Here is a 16142-nt window from a genome sequence, read left to right as displayed (position 1 = left end):
TTTGGACCTATTGTTAGTGGCTGTCTAAAGATTGCTTTAATGAAAGATAGATATATTATAAAGCGAATGGGGAGTGGCTTTAGTGAAAAAAATAAAAATTGCGCTATTACACCTATTACCAATAGCCGGTGATCTTACATACAACCGTACTTTGATCGAAAATGCAGTGAAACAAGCTGCGGCTCAAAACGTTGATTGGGTGATTACACCTGAGTTAGCGGTTAGCGGTCTGCAATTTGATCATCTGATTGGGACGGATTGGATTCATGAACAGCCTGATGAATGGATGACAAGTTTTATGAATGTTATCCAGACATTAAATACGACAGTGTTTTTAGGGTGTGCCGAAAGATCAGAAGAAGGTGCTCTTTTTAATTCCGTTTTGGTTATTAACGGCGAAGGTAAAATCATTGGGAAGCAACGAAAGCTAGCCAAAATTGATAGATGGTCAACACCAGGAAGCGTGTTAGAGCCGATTTCGATAGGAGATGTTAAAGTAGGGGTATTAATCTGTGCAGATGCTTATACGAAAAGAATTGCTGACACCTTAAAAGAAAACGGCGCACATATGATTGTCGCTCCTTCATCTTGGGGGCCTGGACTGCACGGACCGGACGGGGAGTGGGAGCAAAGGTCGATCGACACGGGGTTACCATTAATCGTTTGTAACCGTACGGGCGAAGATAAGGATGTTTCTTTTTGGAAAGCAGAAAGTTCGGTCATTGTGAATGGGAAACGAGTCATTTCCCACCATTCTGAACAATCGGCGATCCTCACATTTGAATGGAATTTAGATAATATGGAGCTGCTTTCCTTAAAATTTGAGGTTGAGTATGTAAACTAATCGGTACGCTCGCTTTAGGAAGTGTATACCATTTTTCATTATCGTTTTTATTTTATAATGTTGGATGCATATCTCTCAACTTTGTTGATTGCAGGATCTAGCCATTAGTTTTGCTATCCGGACTGAGAGGCCTCTATTTGTGAAAAAATCAATGATTTGACGATTTAACGGACTGAGAAGCCGTTATCTAGCAAAATATCTACGGTTTTCCACAGATTAATAGCAAATAAGGTCCACTGAGTCCATAAACACCTAAAAAACGGTGGAATCTTTGAATATAAAGGCCTCTGAGTCCGCAAAATTGCTTAGGAATTTTATTTGCTTCTTTTTTTGATGCAATATCTATTCACGTAAATGGATGAAATAGAAAAATTGCAAAAGATAAAGCTGAACAATCATATGTTCAGCTTTTCCTATTTTATGAATAAAGAACAACTTAATATGGATCAGATGGATGACCCATTTGTTCTGCTTGGTGAGCAGCCTCTTCACCTTTTGTATCTTGTTGTTCACCGGCTTTTTTAAGACCTTCAGCAATTCGTTTACCATAATCTTTGTCACATTGAGTCAGCATGTCTACCATCCGGTCTTGAATTTCTTTACGACAGGTAGCAAGGGCCCCTGTTAAATTCGAGATGAGTTCATCTCGTTCCCAATCATTTAATCTGCGGTACGTTTCACCTGCTTGCCCGAAGTTATTTTCACGAGAAATCTTTTCTCGTTTTACATTGCCTTCTACATACGGCTCATGTTCTTTACCAGGATTTTGTGCTTCTTTTAATCCGCCAATAAGGGAAGGTTCATAATTGACATGTGGATTTTGGTGCTTGCCAAATTCCGTTCTGAAATCCATTTGCCCTGCTTCTTGATTGGAAGCAACATGCTTTTTCGGTCTGTTAATTGGTAGTTGTAAATAGTTGGATCCGACTCGATAACGCTGCGTATCGGAGTAGGAGAACGTTCTGCCTTGAAGAAGTTTGTCATCAGAAAAGTCTAGCCCGTCAACGAGTACACCTGTACCGAAAGCGACTTGTTCGACTTCAGCAAAATAATTCTCAGGGTTTTTATTTAAGACCATTTTACCGACTTTGTGCCACAGGATATCTTCTTTATACCATAACTTTGTTGGGTCTAGCGGGTCAAAGTCTAACTCTGGGTGCTCGCCATCTTCCATAATTTGAACATACAGCTCCCATTCCGGATAATCTCCACGCTCAATGGCTTCATATAAATCCATTGTCGCGTGGTTAAAATCCGTCATTTGAATTTGATCCGCTTCTTTTTGAGACAAGTTTTTAATTCCTTGGACTGGCTCCCAGTGGTACTTGACTAACACAGCTTTTCCTTCTTCGTTCACCCATTTGTAAGCATGGACACCAGATCCTTGCATGTTGCGGTAATTGGCAGGGATGCCCCACGGTGAAAAGAGGAAGGTAACCATGTGCATCGATTCTGGCGTTTGACATAAAAAGTCAAACATTCTTTCCGGGTCTTGGACATTTGTTACCGGGTCAGGTTTAAACGAGTGAACCATATCTGGGAATTTCAGTGGATCACGAATAAAGAAAATCTTTAAGTTGTTGCCTACTAAATCCCAGTTGCCATCCTCTGTGTAAAACTTAACCGCAAACCCGCGAGGATCTCTTAATGTTTCTGGGGAATGTCCACCGTGCACAACAGTAGAGAACCGGACAAAAACAGGAGTTTGGACGTCTGTATTTGTAAAAACTTTAGCACGCGTATATTTTGAAATCGGTTCACCGGTCACTGTACCGTACGACTCAAAATACCCATGAGCACCAGCACCGCGAGCATGTACGACACGCTCAGGCGTACGTTCCCGGTCAAAATGACTGACCTTTTCAAGGAAATCATAATTATCAAGTGTTGTCGGCCCACGATTTCCGACCGTTCGTACGTCTTGATTGTTTGTAACTGGATGTCCTTGTCTATTCGTTAACATATCATCCGCTTGGTTGTTTTCGTTTTGTTCTTGTTCGTTGTTCAAGTTACGGCCTCCTTTAATGGAAAAATCTCCTTTACCAATAATAGGATGCCAAATTTTTTTTGAAAACATGTATGAGTTTGAAATAAAATGAAGTCACAATATATTGAATTGCAGAGGAGAGAACATGGGTAAGTTAAAGATTAAACCAAAAGAAGCTTGCACTAAAAAATATAGTGCAAGCTTCCTGTTAAGAATTTAATATTTGTGTAGCTTTCTTAGATGTCTCTTCCATGAGGTGTGCAATCGAGTGATTATCGTTTGTGAGATTTTCTATTGTTGCTGTCATTTCTTCTAAACTAGCTGAAGATTCTTCAATAATCGCCGCTAATTCGTTTGTTGAAGTTTCAACATTGGTCGATCGTTGTTTTACATCCACTGCTAGTGTCGTCAAGAAATGAACTTTTCCGTCTAAGGACTCTAACAATTCTTTCATTGATCCAAGAGAGGTTGTGACATCTTCTGTCGATTGCAGACCTTTGCCGATAAAATTACTGCTTTCTTTCATTCTATCTAATGCTTCAGAATTACTATTATTTAATTGAGAAAGATTAAGGTTGATTTTATCTGTTGTATTTCTACTTAATTCAGCTAGTTTTCGTATTTCTTGTGCTACGACTGAAAATCCTTTGCCAGCTTCACCAGCTCGAGCTGCTTCAATTGATGCATTTAAAGCAAGTAAGTTGGTTTGCTCTGAGATTTCTTGAATAGTACCTGTAAAAGTATTCGTTTCTTCTATTGTTTTAGTTAGGACGGTAAACGTATGATTTAACTTTTCGATAATTTGTTCAAGTTGTTTCATATCCTGGTTAAGTTCTAACACTTGATGATGTCCTTTGTTAGCAATCGTGCTCGAGTGTTTAGATGCATCCGAAAGATCCGTCGAGACGTTATGTAACTCTTCCATCTTTTCTTTTGTGGTAAAAGCATTTTCGGAAATATCGTTTATTTGTTCCGATTGCGTAGTACTTCCTGAGGCAAGCTCATTAATAGCTAAGCGAATTTCGTCTTGCGATTGTAAACTGTTTCTTACTTGATCATTTACTTTTTGCACGTCACCGATAATGCCAGTAACGCTTACTTCTAGTTTATTTTTTTGTTCTTCTTTTTTACGACTATCTTCTTCAGCCTGAGTAATAAAATCTTGTAGTTGCATAAATTGTTTTTGATTTAAATAGATAAGGACACCAAGCACAATCCCGGATAAGATATATACTAAAATAGCAGTCACGTAACTAGAATGAATGAGTTCCGAAGTATTTTGATCAAGGGTGAGTGAAAGAACGATCGCAATAAACCCTAATACATATCCAATTGCGAATAAAGTACGGTTAAAGTGCATAGCAGAAATAAGAGTTAAAAATAATACGATGATCACATTGGTTAAGCTTGGCCCTTGTAATAAAATGTTCAAAATAACGAATAGATAGATATAAGGGATGGCTACTTTAGCAAATAATGGAGGACGTTTGATTATAAATTGAAATAAAGCAAATAGGATAGCAAAGCCGATTAATTGAATGGAATAATGTAAAATTCCATAATTATTTCCGGTTGTAATTGTATTACCTATTGCGACAATTAAAGAAATAGAAAAGGTAACAAACATAAGAACATTCTTTTTCTTTATGTCGTTTAATTGCATTGATTCGAGAGCTGTCATAAAAAAACCTCCGTGGTTTGAAGTGTCGTTAGTTATATTCTACTAGTGACTTACTATTATTGAATATATTATCATAAATCGACAAGGTATACATAGGTACTTTATCATGCTTTTGGTATAAAAGTAATAAGTTCTTTTTAATAGATATAGAACTTATGTCGATTGTTGTATAACATCCATCTATGACATAAATAAACCAGGTGGAGGTACCACCTGGTTTGCTTATTACATTAATTTATCTGCTGTTGCCATCTTTAATCATCCTTTCGTTGTTAATCATTTTTTTACAGTTTGCTTTAAGTCTTTTACATCTTCCCCTAGTTTCTGTTCAATCTTTTTGACCTCATCTTCTACAACTTTTTTTATATCTTGGCCAGCATTCATTTCCTCCTTCATGATTTCCCTAACTACTTCTTTTAAGTGATCAATGTTCATTTTATGGGGTGAATCCGTATTTTTTAATAACTCGATGGCTTCGTTTATGACCTGTTCACTTTTTTGTTTAACGGTTTGTGATACGTTAGATGAACTGTCATTAATAATTTCGGATAGTTCACTCATCTTTTCTTTAATTTCGTTTGTCACTTCTTCGGTTTTGTTTTTTCCTTCGGCTAGCTCATTCTGAATATCTTTTCTTAGTTCTTCACCCGATTTGGGAGCGGTCAGCAATGCCGCTGTAGCTCCAACTACTCCTCCAACGACAGTACCTAGTGCAAAGTTTTTTTGATTTTTCATTACTACCAACTCCTTTTTTAGTGTCTAGTATTCTGTTACCAAGTTAGAGAAAGTTTAAACATTTGATTTCTTTTGATTGATAAAAACTGAGTGTTTAAAGTAGGGTATGTCGAAGGGTTTGATATAAAAAATACTGTAACAAGTTCCGTAAATAAATGTTTTTTTAGGACATTAAAAGGTTAATAGAGTTGTAATACATATTTTGAGACGTTATAGCAACAAGGGGGAACGAAGATGGAAAACAAAAAGAAACTAAATAATGTATTTAATGTATTTTCTATTTCAGCAGTGATTGTGTTGCTTATTACATTGTGGGGAGTTGTCTTTCCAGGTCACATGGAGCATACGATGTCGATTGGGCTGCATTTAGTAAATGATGTGTTTGGCTGGTTTTATGTATTGGCTACAGCCTTATTTGTAGGCTTCTGTTTGTTCCTAGGGTTTGGTCCCTATCAACATATGAAGATTGGAAAAAAGGAAGATCAACCAGAGTATTCCTATTACACCTGGATTGGCATGCTGTTTGCAGCGGGTATGGGCGTAGGGCTTGTTTTTTGGGGTGTGGCAGAGCCTCTCTCTCATTATGTTCATCCACCAGAAGGGATAGAGCCGAAAACACAAGAGGCTGCTGAGAAAGGATTATTGTACGGAGTGTTTCATTGGGGAATTCATCCTTGGGCTGTATATGGGATCGTTGCCTTGGCACTAGGCTTTGTTAAGTATAGAAAAGGGTTGCCTGGATTAATTAGTTCTACTTTTTACCCAGTGATTGGGCATAGGATAAGAGGTGGTTGGGGCAAGTCGATCGATGTGATTGCCATTGTTGGAACGACAGTCGGTATTGCCACCTCGTTTGGTTTAAGTACCCTTCAAGTAAGCGGTGGTCTTTCTCAATTGTTTACTATCCATAATCCAGAAGTTGCTCAGCTCTCTATCATTCTAGTTGTTACTATCATTTTTCTCATCTCAGTTTTATCAGGAATTGATCGCGGGATGAAATATTTAAGTATAGGTAATCTGACGCTGGCTGCTGTGCTCCTAATGACTGTTATTGTGATCGGTCCGACATTATTTATCATGGAACATTTTACATTGACATTAGGAACATACATTTCTCAACTCGTACCGTTAAGTTTCCAGACGACACCTTATACAGATAATGATTGGCTAGGGGAATGGACGTTCTTTTATTGGGCTTGGGTCATTGCTTGGAGCCCATTTGTAGGTACTTTTATTGCAAGAATATCAAAAGGAAGAAGTTTACGAGAGTTTATTATAGGGGTACTGTTTGTCCCAGCTCTAGGAAGTGTCCTATGGTTTGCCGCCTTTGGAGGAACAGCGTTATTCCAAGAAACGAAGGAGAATGCGGGCATAGCCTCAACGGTGAGAGATACGCCAGAAAGCGGTTTATTTCTCATGTTAGAACAACTGCCTTTTGGTTTAATTTTGAGTGTGGCTGCTTTAATTCTGATTTCGATTTTTTTTATAACCTCAGCTAATTCGGCTACGTATGTGTTAGGTGTGTTTTCATCTGATGGCAGTCTAAATCCAAGCAAATATAAGTTAGTGACATGGGGATTACTCGTTTCAGCGATTGCAGCTTCTCTTTTAATGAGCGGTGGGATCAAAGGGCTGCAAGCGACAGCTATCATTATCGCTCTCCCGTATACTTTATTAATGTTTATCATGATGATTGCTATTTATAAATCGTTGAAACGAGAAGGGATTAAGGAACATAAAGTGGAAGAAAAAGAGGATTGGTAAAATCGTAGCAGAACAATTGTTATGATAAATGGAATAGAAACATGCAGTTATAAGAAAAAATGTCTTGATTATTGAGGGAGAATTCTCGAATAGGGACGGCAACATACTAGGTTGCCAAGAAAGATTTACCATTAGTATAGCTTTGTTTAAATCTATTATTGGTATAAAATCCTAGAAATTTATTTAGTAATTTAGTAGCATGAGTGTAACTAAAGAAAAAGGTGAAGAATATGAAATTTAACTTTATTGCGCCGTTCCGAACTCATTTTAATCTAAATACAGATCTTGTATTTGTAGACGAAAATCGTTATAAAAAGCTATGGGACCGAGTAGAAAAACTAAATTCTCTAAAAGGGTTTAATATCTTTTTCAATCATGTTTCAGATGAAGATAACACTCAGTATAAATATAAAAAAATTACAGAAGATTCAACGGACTTAGATGCTACGGTCTTTAAGTACTTTCCTAAAATAAATCAAGAGCAATTAAAATTTTATACAGATGTTGCAAACGAGTGTGTGGAGAATAAACAGTTTCATACTCAACTTATGATTGAGTTAAATACCGTACGAATAGACATTTATGACAATACAGTTGGTATTATTGATTTAAGTTTTAACGTTAATTTTGACAGGTCATTAAATACATTTGAGGAATTTTTAAACACCATCCAAGAGTGGTCTAATATGTTTATTGACACACTATTAAAAACGGAATACGATACAAATCTCAGCAAGATTATTGACGAAATCACTAAAGAAGATGGCCAACAATTTACTAGTTCTCATAAAGATATTATTGAACTTCTTAATACGACTCATCAATCAAATTATAGGAAAGGACAAAAGAAAAATTGTTCATTAGCAAATTATGAATACCTTTTTGGAAAACCATTGTGGACGAATCGCTCCCTACTAATAAAAGAAGAAGATAAACAGCTATTTCCCATTATGAAGGAAAATTGGATATATGGTGATGAAACATACGAGGCTGTTGAAAAACGAGTATTTTCTAATGATTGTATTTATGTCGGTTGGGGACATAACCTAATAAATGAGGGATGTGAACCACAAAAATTAAATGATGTTTTAGCAGCAATTAACCTAGCTCAATACTATTATACCGTTTTGGACTTTATAAACGAATCGCTAACAAAATTAATAGGTAAGAGCACAAATACTTCAAACATGAGACAAACACAGCAAAATAATTTACATTTGCGAAGAATGATCGATAGTATCAACATTTTATTAATTCAATATAATGACACGAAATTACAGCTGCAATCGAACCGTAAAGTTTATGTACAATTACTTTCAGAGAAATGGAGTATGGAAAATTTAATTACGAACATTAAAGGGAAAATTGAGATTTGCAAGGAGAAAATCGAGAGTATTTTTCAACTTAATTTAAAAAGAAATCAAAAGATTACAGAGAGAATATTAATCGCTCTCGCTGGTATTGCTTTAATTGATTTTTCTTTAAGTTTATCTCAATTTGGCCGGGCCATTTACGTAAACCCTGATTTAGCCCCGCAAGATAATTGGATACCAGGACTTTTGAACATTGGATTGAGTTATACACCGAATATTGTACTGTGGGGTGGTTTCCTTCTGTTCTTCTCCGTTTATTTACTATTTTTAATTCATCAAAGAAGGGGTCAGTAAAAATGGGACTGGATTTAAATTCTTTTATTAGATTAATTAAGCAAAGAGAAATACCAGATACTTGGAAAGATATCACTCAGATTAAAAAAGAAGAAGTTTATTTAGATTCACTCGTTCAAAAGTCGTCACCGCCAAGTATATACGGAGTAACAACATTAGTCGGACATCTGGATAAGAATAAGTTAAACCAGGACAATATTCAAGATTTTCAATCACACTTAATAAAAAATCATAAAATTTCTCTTAGTCGAAACTACTATAGTCTATTTCAAGCAACTTGCATATTATATGTAAAACTACATCACTTAAATTTAGGTGGTACTGGGGTTACTTCTACCTTGTATTCCCATCTACTAAGAATAGGGGAAGATGAAAGCTTTCAACCTAAAATACCGAAAGAGTCCTCTTATTCGAGTGGTGATGTAATTCCAGCAGCGCATTGGGCGAGTGAGGTTATTTCATATTTAGGCACAAAGGAGAAGTATCAATTAAAACGTAAGGAAGGTTTAACTTTAATAAACGGCTCTTTTGTTCATGTCGGATTATCAATTGCTTCTTATGATCGATTAGTAAAATTGAGAAACATACTTTTGTTTAATGCAATCGTGTTCTCCCATTTATATCGTCCAAGTCAATCGGTTTTTTATGAAGGAATACCAATCAAAAAAAATAGTCGTTTTCATTCGATCCAAAGCCTTTTTAACAAATACATAGTTGGTCATAACAAATCTGTTCAAGACCCTGTTTCAGTAAGAGCGATTCCACAAGTACTTGATGCCTTTTGCAGTTCGATGGATCACCATAAAAATACATTAGGGCAAGTACTGAATCACAGGTCGGATAACCCATTAATTGACGAAGAATACCCCTTTGGTTTATCACAAGCTAGTTTTTTAGAGCCAAAATTGACACTAAGTACTTCGCAAATGATCGATACACTCTTAATGGCCGGGTGGAATATTGAAAGGCGTGTTCACCATTTATTAAGCGGAAACCATAAAAAAATTCCAGCTAATGGAACGAATAAGGAAAATGAATTAGGGATGATTCAACTTCCAAAATATATTACATCTTTGTTGGAAGACAGCAGGAAATACGGAGGAGTTAGATCTTTTGCTAACGGTAGTTCTACTTCATACGGAATTGAAGATTTTTGGTCTTATGGCCTGCAAACAGACGAAATTCTCAATACCGTTTTAGATAACATAGAAAAGATATTAAAGATTGAAATCGTCATCTACATGTATTGTTACAATAAATTTACGAGATCTGAAAAGTTTGAAACCCTAGAGAGTTACATGGCTCAATTTGAGCCGTCTATATTAGAACTTGAGTTTGAAGACTATTACTCAGAAGTAACAAAAGAAGATTTATTATCATTTGTTCCTAGTTTGATTGATTTTGAAAATGAATAGAAAGCAGTGAATATAAACTTAATGTTTGAGAGGGGTTAAAGGTGTGCATAACTTCCGGCTCCTTGGTTTTCAAAAAATATAGATACTTATGGATAATGGCATCAGTATTCCAGTTAGAAAAGAGTAAGGAGGCTGTATAAATGACGATTGCTACATTTTAGTGTGAAATTGTTCAAAAAGAATTTCAATTAGTAGGGCAAAGTATTACTGCCAATTTTCCAGAAGGATTTCCCGATGTGGCGATTAAGGTGTCTATTAATTCTCATCGTCGGGTAGACGAGTTCGTAACGTGGTACATAAAGATATTTTAATCAGTCCTTATATGTGCAATGAAATTGTTGCTACTTACTTTGTTTGTGTCGAGGTAACGGGGATCGAGAATATTCCAGATGGGATGCTCGGCTTAAAATTACCCATGATGGATTACCAAAGATTAGTTGCTCTAATAAGACGATAGGTGAAACTTATCCGAAGATTTTCAATTGGATGGCTGAAAACGGATATAAATCAAAAAGTTTTGAATACGCCAGTCCAGTAGAGATTTTTTTATATTGATAACAACACTGAGGAACAATTAGTAGAAATTCTGATGCCGATTCAGTTGTAATGAGAAGGCTATGCAACACAATCGATAGTAAGTTATTCTAAGTATTTGGAATGCATTTTAAACAGACTGAACTAGTCGTAGCGGAAGCAAAAGGATACAGACCTAACTAGCTGTTTAGTTGGTCTGTTTTTGCATCGTGGCTCATGTATGTAAATACGCTATAATGTTTGAGCGATACTTATTAGAGAGTATCGTTTTTTGTGGTATCAACTTCATTGCTCATAAGCCAATACTTCATTATAATATAGTTCAACATATTTTCTATAAAAATTACTCCTTCAGAAAGGAGCTTACATATTGAATTATAAAAATTTAATCGCCATTGCTATCGGCGGAGCAGTTGGTACGATGTTGAGGTATACCTTAAATGTTTATACATTATTTGTGGGTTACCCTATCGGTACGGTGATTGAAAATATCGTCGGAAGTTTATTACTTGGACTTTTTACAGGTTGGTTTCTCCATCGAAAACCACGAGAATGGGTAAAGGTAGGATTAGGTGTTGGCTTTTGCGGTGGATTTACCACGATGTCCACTTTAGCAGCGGATAGTTTGTATTTATATCAACATATGTCATTAATGGAGTCGGCCATTTATCTATCGGTATCTTTGTTTGGAGGATTAACCTTCGCATTTGTTGGCTTACTGCTTGGAACGAAGTGGAGTGAAACAAAAGAAGATGGAAAAGAGGGGCAATGGTCATGAATGTGCTTATTTTAGGTTTGGGAGGAGCGCTCGGTGCTGTATCCCGTTACTTGCTTGGCTTAGCAATAATGAAAAGAAAACCGCATCCACCAATTCCTGTTGCTATGCTTACGGTTAATCTACTTGGTTCTTGGGGCTTAGGGTTATTTTTTGCAATAGCCTACGGGACGATACCTCTATCAGCTGCCTATGATGAACGAATGTTTCTATTTTTAGGGATCGGCTTTTTTGGAGCCTTCACTACATTTTCAACATTTAGTATGGAAACGATTGAGCTGGTACGGAATAAACATATGAAAAAAGCGATGGTTTACTTTATCGTTTCCATTTTTGGAAGTATTGCTGCTTTTATAATCGGATTATTTGTTGGCCAGCTGTTTTAAAGAAACATCATAACGTTATCTGTAGTATGTCCAAATGTACGCTGTTGAAGCATAGAAATGTGAATTCTGTGTACCCTAACAATTGAGATCAATCTACTTAAAAAAATTATGTGGAGGAACGGTTATGGATCAACAAAATCAGCAAAACCAACAACAAGATCAGCAACAACTTCAACAGGCACAATTAGAAATGAATGCAGCTGAGCAAGAACTATTGATGGAAAAACAACAGCTACAACAAGCTGAAATGCAGTTATTTCAAGCAAAAGACCAAGTAAAACAAGAGCAAATGGATGTTCAAGCGGCGCAAGCAAAAGTGCAGCAAAAGCAGGCTGAAGCAATGTCACAGCGAGAAAAGTTTCAATAAAGTGTAAATTTATCGACTTCCTATTTCATAAACAGTCAGTTAATCAACTTAAATTAAAGCAACAGGTCAAATCTCAATCGGATTTGGCCTGTTTTGATTTACAAGTATAGAGTTATGTCAACTTAGTGTTATGATGCAGTAATACTTCAAAAAAACGTATTTTGATTAATCTGATGTATGATATGGTGAGGCTATGGTATTAAATAAGAGGAAAGGATTGTATATATGGAAAAGAGGAATAACCATAGAACTTAGCTAGTAAGTTAGAGGATTTCTTCTAAATGGATGAATGTGGAGGTGGTAGTATGAGTCAATCCAAACCGAAAATTACGGTAGTTGGTAGTATTAATATGGACTTAATTACAGAAACATCACGCTTTCCGTCTCCTGGTGAAACGATCCTTGGTCAAAACTACACCACTTCACCAGGTGGAAAGGGTGCCAATCAAGCTGTTGCTGCAGCCAGGCTAGGTGCTGAAGTGTCTTTCATCGGTTGTATCGGTGCTGATTTGAACGGCGGTGAATTAAAAAAGAAGCTGCTAGAAGAAGGTATTAATGTTACCGGAATTGACACAAGCAAAGAGAAGCCGACGGGTATTGCTCAAATTACAGTCACACCTGATGATAATCATATTATTGTTGTCCCAGGAGCTAATTTTGAGTTAACGGCAGGATGGGTGGAAAAGAACAAGAAATTAATCATCAATAGTGATATTGTAGTTGTTCAGCTTGAAATTCCTTTGCCTATTGTGGGCGAAGTTATTACTCTTGCTGATCAACACGATGTTCCGGTTTTGTTAAACCCAGCACCAGCAAAAGAGTTACCAGAAAACTTTCTTGAAAAAATCACTTACTTCACCCCGAATGAAACAGAGTTTATGTTTTTAACGGGAACCTCAACTGCAGAAGGGTATGAAGCAGCCTTTCACTCTCTTCGGCAAAAAGGTATTCAGCATGTAATTCTCACTAGAGGGAAACAAGGGGTTGTATTTGAAAAAGATCAACAACTTATGAAACTGCCGAGTAGAAAGGTAGAGGTCGTCGATACGACTGGGGCCGGAGATGCGTTCAACGGTGCACTTGCTTTTGGGACAGCATCAAAACAACCACTTCATGAGGCTGTTGAATTTGCTATAAAAGTATCAGCCCATGCTGTGACAAAAATCGGTGCTCAGGCAGGTATGCCGACGATGAAAGAAATGGAAGAGTTGCAGTAAGGCTATTAATTTCGACTATTTTATTAGTTGTTTTTTATTATATTGAAATATCTATTAGCGTGATTTTATCCTTCGTCTTCACCTTCAAAAAAAAAAACAAAAAAATTCCAGGTCCATAATCATCTTGGACCTGGCGAGTATAGAAAAAATGTATAGGGGACTGATATATGTATATGTTACCCACATTCCTCATCTAGTAAACTTCTATTTTTGTTATAGGACCGTTTTAATGATATGTAGCTAGAAATAGAATAGACAATGCCAATGAGAAGCACAAGGCCTAGTATTTCACTCCATTGTCCTTCACTTCGTGGAACCCCGATGAAAATCATATAAACTAGTAAATACAAGCTAATGAAGGTCATCGAACGTATGAGTATTTTCTTTCGTTCCAGCTTAAAAGAAGTTTCGGTAGTCACATCCGCATACTCCATTCCTGAGAACATATATCTTGTCGCTACATAAAAAATAAACACGATAAGACTAATACCTAAGCCAACTTCTAAGGCTAAGTTCCAGTGTGGAAATAAACGATTTAAGAAGAATAATGTTAGTAAAACAATGAGGTTAAGAACAGCGGCTTCACCTAAAAAGTAGAGGATCCTTTTTTGTTTGTATTCGTCTGAGGGTAATATGGCGGATAACCAAGATTTTTCCATACTAGTCAACCTCCCAAAATAAATCATCAAGCGTTTTATCTAATGTTTTGGCAATTGCGATACAAAGTTGGAGACTTGGGTTGTAGTTACCGTTTTCAATCAATCCAATGGTCTGACGCGTTACACCGACTTGTTTTGCTAGTTGTTCCTGAGTTATCGCTCGTTCAACACGAGCCGCCTTTACTTTGTTATTCAAGTGATCACCTACAGTAAGATGAGAAGTAATATATTGCAAATGTAATTTATATATTACATTATTGGGATATTAAGATCAATAAAAATTGGTTTATATCCCATTTTTAGGTAAATAGGTATGTGTGGAGAAGACTTTATTTATGAGGAACGAGTCACTAGCGGATATTAGCAGAAGCCACCTTGTTTTTTTATTTTTTGGACTTCCACTATGCGCCAAACCACGGTAATGGACCATGCATTCACCTAATAAATTCCTATAATGCACGTCAATCTGGGGTAATCGACCAGGGATTTACCATTAGTGCACATCTACAGACACTAGTGGATTGAGCTGCTTTCCCTAGCGAACTCCATTAAAATGCACCAACTCCTCCTTTATCGAAAAAAGAACAAATTGCTCCAAACTTTGCGAAAGTGTGGAAAAAATAAAGGGAATTCTGCATAGAACAGTGAAGGTATTAATAGGGTAATTTTTTAGTTGTACATATAAAGGAGGAAAAAGCATGACATATTCTGAATACCAAGTTGTTGTAGAAACAAAGAAAAACCATTTAAGTAATGTTGAACTAATCGGATACATGGACGAAGCAAGGTCGGTTTGGTATGAGTATTGCATTTCAACTGGAGTAGAAGCAGTAGTTGTCCATCTGAGTACGGATTTTAAAAAAGAATTGTTTAATCAAGACCAACTCAACATACGTACACAGGTTGCACGTGTAGGTAACACTAGCTTTACACTGGAGCAAAGAGTGGTGGATGTACACCAACAACTTGTTTCAGTATCCGAGGTAGTACTTACAACCATTGATATACAAACGAGACAAAAAGTAAGGGTTCCTGATCAAGTTAGGGAGCTACTTCAAACAGATGGGACATTACCTGTAAAAGTAGATACGTCGTATTGATTATAACGATTTCGAGATAATTGTAGTAGACGTATAACGGGGGCAATCGACGAGCAGGATTTCCAGTTGGAAGTCCTTTTTTGTTTTTTACATTTATTTTACATATTTAACAACTTATTTTTGCTCCAATATGTTAAAATTGTAAAGACATATTATTGGATAGATTTTCCTATGAAAGTAAGGAGCGATTATTTTGAAGTTTTTTAAGTTTTTAGTTTATATCGGGATAATGTTTTTATTTGGCTACTATTATGCTGTAATTACAAAGGGTACTGTATTTGATAATTTCTTTGTGATGTTACTTTCTTTATTTATCATTCTATTTTTATTCGAATGGATGTTTAGTAAGATTAAAAAGAAAAATCAACCCGAAAAAGTTGAAGTGTTTGATGAGGATTGGGAGAAAATCAAAACCGACCTAAAGCAACAGTTTGATGTGAAATATGGTAAAAATATTATTTTAATAAACAATGAATATAACAAAGAACAGTTATATATTAACGGAAACTTAGTCGATCAAAATGAAAGAACCCGCTGGTACCACTGGTTGTGGTCATTCTACCAGTTGAATGGATCTATTGATGATTACGGTACATCGAAAAAAGTAAAGGTGAAAATTGGCGGATGGAAAAACCTTAACTGCCGTATCTATGTAGATAAAGAACTTATACTAAAAGAAAAGATAAAGTATAAGATACTACTCGATAAAGTTGAACGCGTTGATAATGACGCGAATAAATAGAAGAAAAGTTATCTCAATAGAGTCAGGTGCTCTCCATTATACTTGGAGGCTGCCTGGCTCTTCTTGTTTTTACGAGAAAGTCGTTTTTTAATAGTAGGTGCCTAACCTCTTTGTTCACAGACTGCACTTGCTTCCGTGCGATACGTCAAACCTTAGTTGTGCAGAGAGAAAGGTCTTCAGGACGTATCTATGAAAATATTTGTGGACTCCACAGGCCCTTATTTCTTTAAAAAGTCGCTAATTTGAATTCATAGGGACTTCAGAAGCCC

At 36.3% G+C, this 16142-nt stretch carries 16 protein-coding genes; 11 read left to right on the top strand and 5 right to left on the bottom strand.

Annotated features, from left to right (window positions below; genetic code table 11):
- The first annotated feature begins 82 nt into the window (after positions 1-82).
- Positions 83-844 (top strand): carbon-nitrogen hydrolase family protein, encoded by a 762-nt coding sequence (locus ACNSTQ_RS08020; protein ID WP_418199337.1) that lies wholly within the window; start codon positions 83-85, stop codon positions 842-844.
- 436 nt (positions 845-1280) lie between these two features.
- On the opposite strand, the gene ACNSTQ_RS08015 is transcribed toward ACNSTQ_RS08020, so the two are convergent.
- The 3 genes from ACNSTQ_RS08015 to ACNSTQ_RS08005 form a co-directional block, all read right to left on the bottom strand.
- Positions 1281-2807 (bottom strand): catalase, encoded by a 1527-nt coding sequence (locus ACNSTQ_RS08015; protein ID WP_418199497.1) that lies wholly within the window; start codon positions 2805-2807, stop codon positions 1281-1283.
- Between the two features lie 232 nt (positions 2808-3039).
- A complete protein-coding gene (locus ACNSTQ_RS08010; protein ID WP_418199336.1) occupies positions 3040-4512 on the bottom strand; it encodes a methyl-accepting chemotaxis protein in 1473 nt (490 codons plus the stop codon).
- 276 nt (positions 4513-4788) lie between these two features.
- Positions 4789-5247 carry a YtxH domain-containing protein gene (locus ACNSTQ_RS08005; RefSeq protein ID WP_418199335.1) on the bottom strand — a complete coding sequence of 153 codons (459 nt, stop codon included), beginning with the start codon at positions 5245-5247 and terminating at the stop codon, positions 4789-4791.
- 234 nt (positions 5248-5481) lie between these two features.
- Here ACNSTQ_RS08005 and ACNSTQ_RS08000 point away from each other — a divergent pair, with 234 nt between their 5' ends.
- From ACNSTQ_RS08000 to rbsK, 8 genes are all read left to right on the top strand, one after another.
- Positions 5482-7011 (top strand): BCCT family transporter, encoded by a 1530-nt coding sequence (locus ACNSTQ_RS08000; RefSeq protein WP_418199334.1) that lies wholly within the window; start codon positions 5482-5484, stop codon positions 7009-7011.
- A 230-nt stretch (positions 7012-7241) separates the two neighbouring features.
- Entirely contained in the window at positions 7242-8678 is a 1437-nt protein-coding gene (locus tag ACNSTQ_RS07995; protein WP_418199333.1) for a hypothetical protein, read from the top strand.
- Positions 8679-8680: 2 nt separating this feature from the next.
- Positions 8681-10093: an aromatic amino acid lyase gene (locus ACNSTQ_RS07990; RefSeq protein WP_418199332.1), complete on the top strand. Its 1413-nt coding sequence runs from the start codon at positions 8681-8683 to the stop codon at positions 10091-10093.
- Positions 10094-10382: 289 nt separating this feature from the next.
- Positions 10383-10550 (top strand): hypothetical protein, encoded by a 168-nt coding sequence (locus ACNSTQ_RS07985; RefSeq protein WP_418199331.1) that lies wholly within the window; start codon positions 10383-10385, stop codon positions 10548-10550.
- 447 nt (positions 10551-10997) lie between these two features.
- Complete coding sequence (locus ACNSTQ_RS07980) at positions 10998-11405, top strand: fluoride efflux transporter FluC (protein WP_418199330.1); 408 nt, start codon at positions 10998-11000, stop codon at positions 11403-11405.
- Positions 11402-11788, top strand: coding sequence for a fluoride efflux transporter CrcB (gene crcB, locus ACNSTQ_RS07975; RefSeq protein ID WP_418199329.1), 387 nt, complete (start codon positions 11402-11404; stop codon positions 11786-11788). The genes ACNSTQ_RS07980 and crcB overlap by 4 nt, the downstream gene beginning before the upstream one ends.
- A gap of 124 nt (positions 11789-11912) precedes the next feature.
- Positions 11913-12155, top strand: a complete 243-nt coding sequence (locus ACNSTQ_RS07970; RefSeq protein ID WP_418199328.1) for a hypothetical protein — start codon at positions 11913-11915, stop codon at positions 12153-12155.
- Positions 12156-12460: 305 nt separating this feature from the next.
- Positions 12461-13372 (top strand): ribokinase, encoded by a 912-nt coding sequence (gene rbsK, locus ACNSTQ_RS07965; RefSeq protein ID WP_418199327.1) that lies wholly within the window; start codon positions 12461-12463, stop codon positions 13370-13372.
- A 176-nt stretch (positions 13373-13548) separates the two neighbouring features.
- Here rbsK and ACNSTQ_RS07960 read toward each other — a convergent pair whose 3' ends face one another.
- Positions 13549-14031: a DUF3278 domain-containing protein gene (locus tag ACNSTQ_RS07960; protein WP_418199326.1), complete on the bottom strand. Its 483-nt coding sequence runs from the start codon at positions 14029-14031 to the stop codon at positions 13549-13551.
- A 1-nt stretch (position 14032) separates the two neighbouring features.
- Positions 14033-14227, bottom strand: coding sequence for a helix-turn-helix transcriptional regulator (locus ACNSTQ_RS07955; protein WP_418199325.1), 195 nt, complete (start codon positions 14225-14227; stop codon positions 14033-14035).
- A gap of 502 nt (positions 14228-14729) precedes the next feature.
- Between ACNSTQ_RS07955 and ACNSTQ_RS07950 the strand changes: the two genes are divergently transcribed.
- The gene (locus tag ACNSTQ_RS07950) at positions 14730-15131 is read left to right on the top strand and encodes an acyl-CoA thioesterase (protein ID WP_418199324.1); all 402 of its coding nucleotides are present in this window, start codon (positions 14730-14732) and stop codon (positions 15129-15131) included.
- Positions 15132-15324: 193 nt separating this feature from the next.
- Positions 15325-15873 carry a hypothetical protein gene (locus ACNSTQ_RS07945; RefSeq protein ID WP_418199323.1) on the top strand — a complete coding sequence of 183 codons (549 nt, stop codon included), beginning with the start codon at positions 15325-15327 and terminating at the stop codon, positions 15871-15873.
- Positions 15874-16142 lie beyond the last annotated feature (269 nt).

The organism is Alkalihalobacterium sp. APHAB7, from assembly GCF_048323755.1.
Taxonomy (GTDB): Bacteria; Bacillota; Bacilli; order Bacillales; family Bacillaceae_F; genus Alkalihalobacterium.
The sequence above is the reverse complement of the archived record's forward strand: the minus strand, read 5'-3'. Positions and strand labels throughout refer to the sequence as shown.

Excerpts from the sequence above, each read along its gene's own strand:
- ACNSTQ_RS08015 (WP_418199497.1), bottom strand. The coding sequence starts at position 2,807 with ATGTTAACGAATAGACAAGGACATCCAGTTACAAACAATCAAGACGTA.
- ACNSTQ_RS08010 (WP_418199336.1), bottom strand. The coding sequence starts at position 4,512 with ATGACAGCTCTCGAATCAATGCAATTAAACGACATAAAGAAAAAGAAT.
- ACNSTQ_RS08005 (WP_418199335.1), bottom strand. The coding sequence starts at position 5,247 with ATGAAAAATCAAAAAAACTTTGCACTAGGTACTGTCGTTGGAGGAGTA.
- ACNSTQ_RS08000 (WP_418199334.1), top strand. The coding sequence starts at position 5,482 with ATGGAAAACAAAAAGAAACTAAATAATGTATTTAATGTATTTTCTATT.
- ACNSTQ_RS07995 (WP_418199333.1), top strand. The coding sequence starts at position 7,242 with ATGAAATTTAACTTTATTGCGCCGTTCCGAACTCATTTTAATCTAAAT.
- ACNSTQ_RS07990 (WP_418199332.1), top strand. The coding sequence starts at position 8,681 with ATGGGACTGGATTTAAATTCTTTTATTAGATTAATTAAGCAAAGAGAA.
- crcB (WP_418199329.1), top strand. The coding sequence starts at position 11,402 with ATGAATGTGCTTATTTTAGGTTTGGGAGGAGCGCTCGGTGCTGTATCC.
- ACNSTQ_RS07970 (WP_418199328.1), top strand. The coding sequence starts at position 11,913 with ATGGATCAACAAAATCAGCAAAACCAACAACAAGATCAGCAACAACTT.
- rbsK (WP_418199327.1), top strand. The coding sequence starts at position 12,461 with ATGAGTCAATCCAAACCGAAAATTACGGTAGTTGGTAGTATTAATATG.
- ACNSTQ_RS07960 (WP_418199326.1), bottom strand. The coding sequence starts at position 14,031 with ATGGAAAAATCTTGGTTATCCGCCATATTACCCTCAGACGAATACAAA.
- ACNSTQ_RS07950 (WP_418199324.1), top strand. The coding sequence starts at position 14,730 with ATGACATATTCTGAATACCAAGTTGTTGTAGAAACAAAGAAAAACCAT.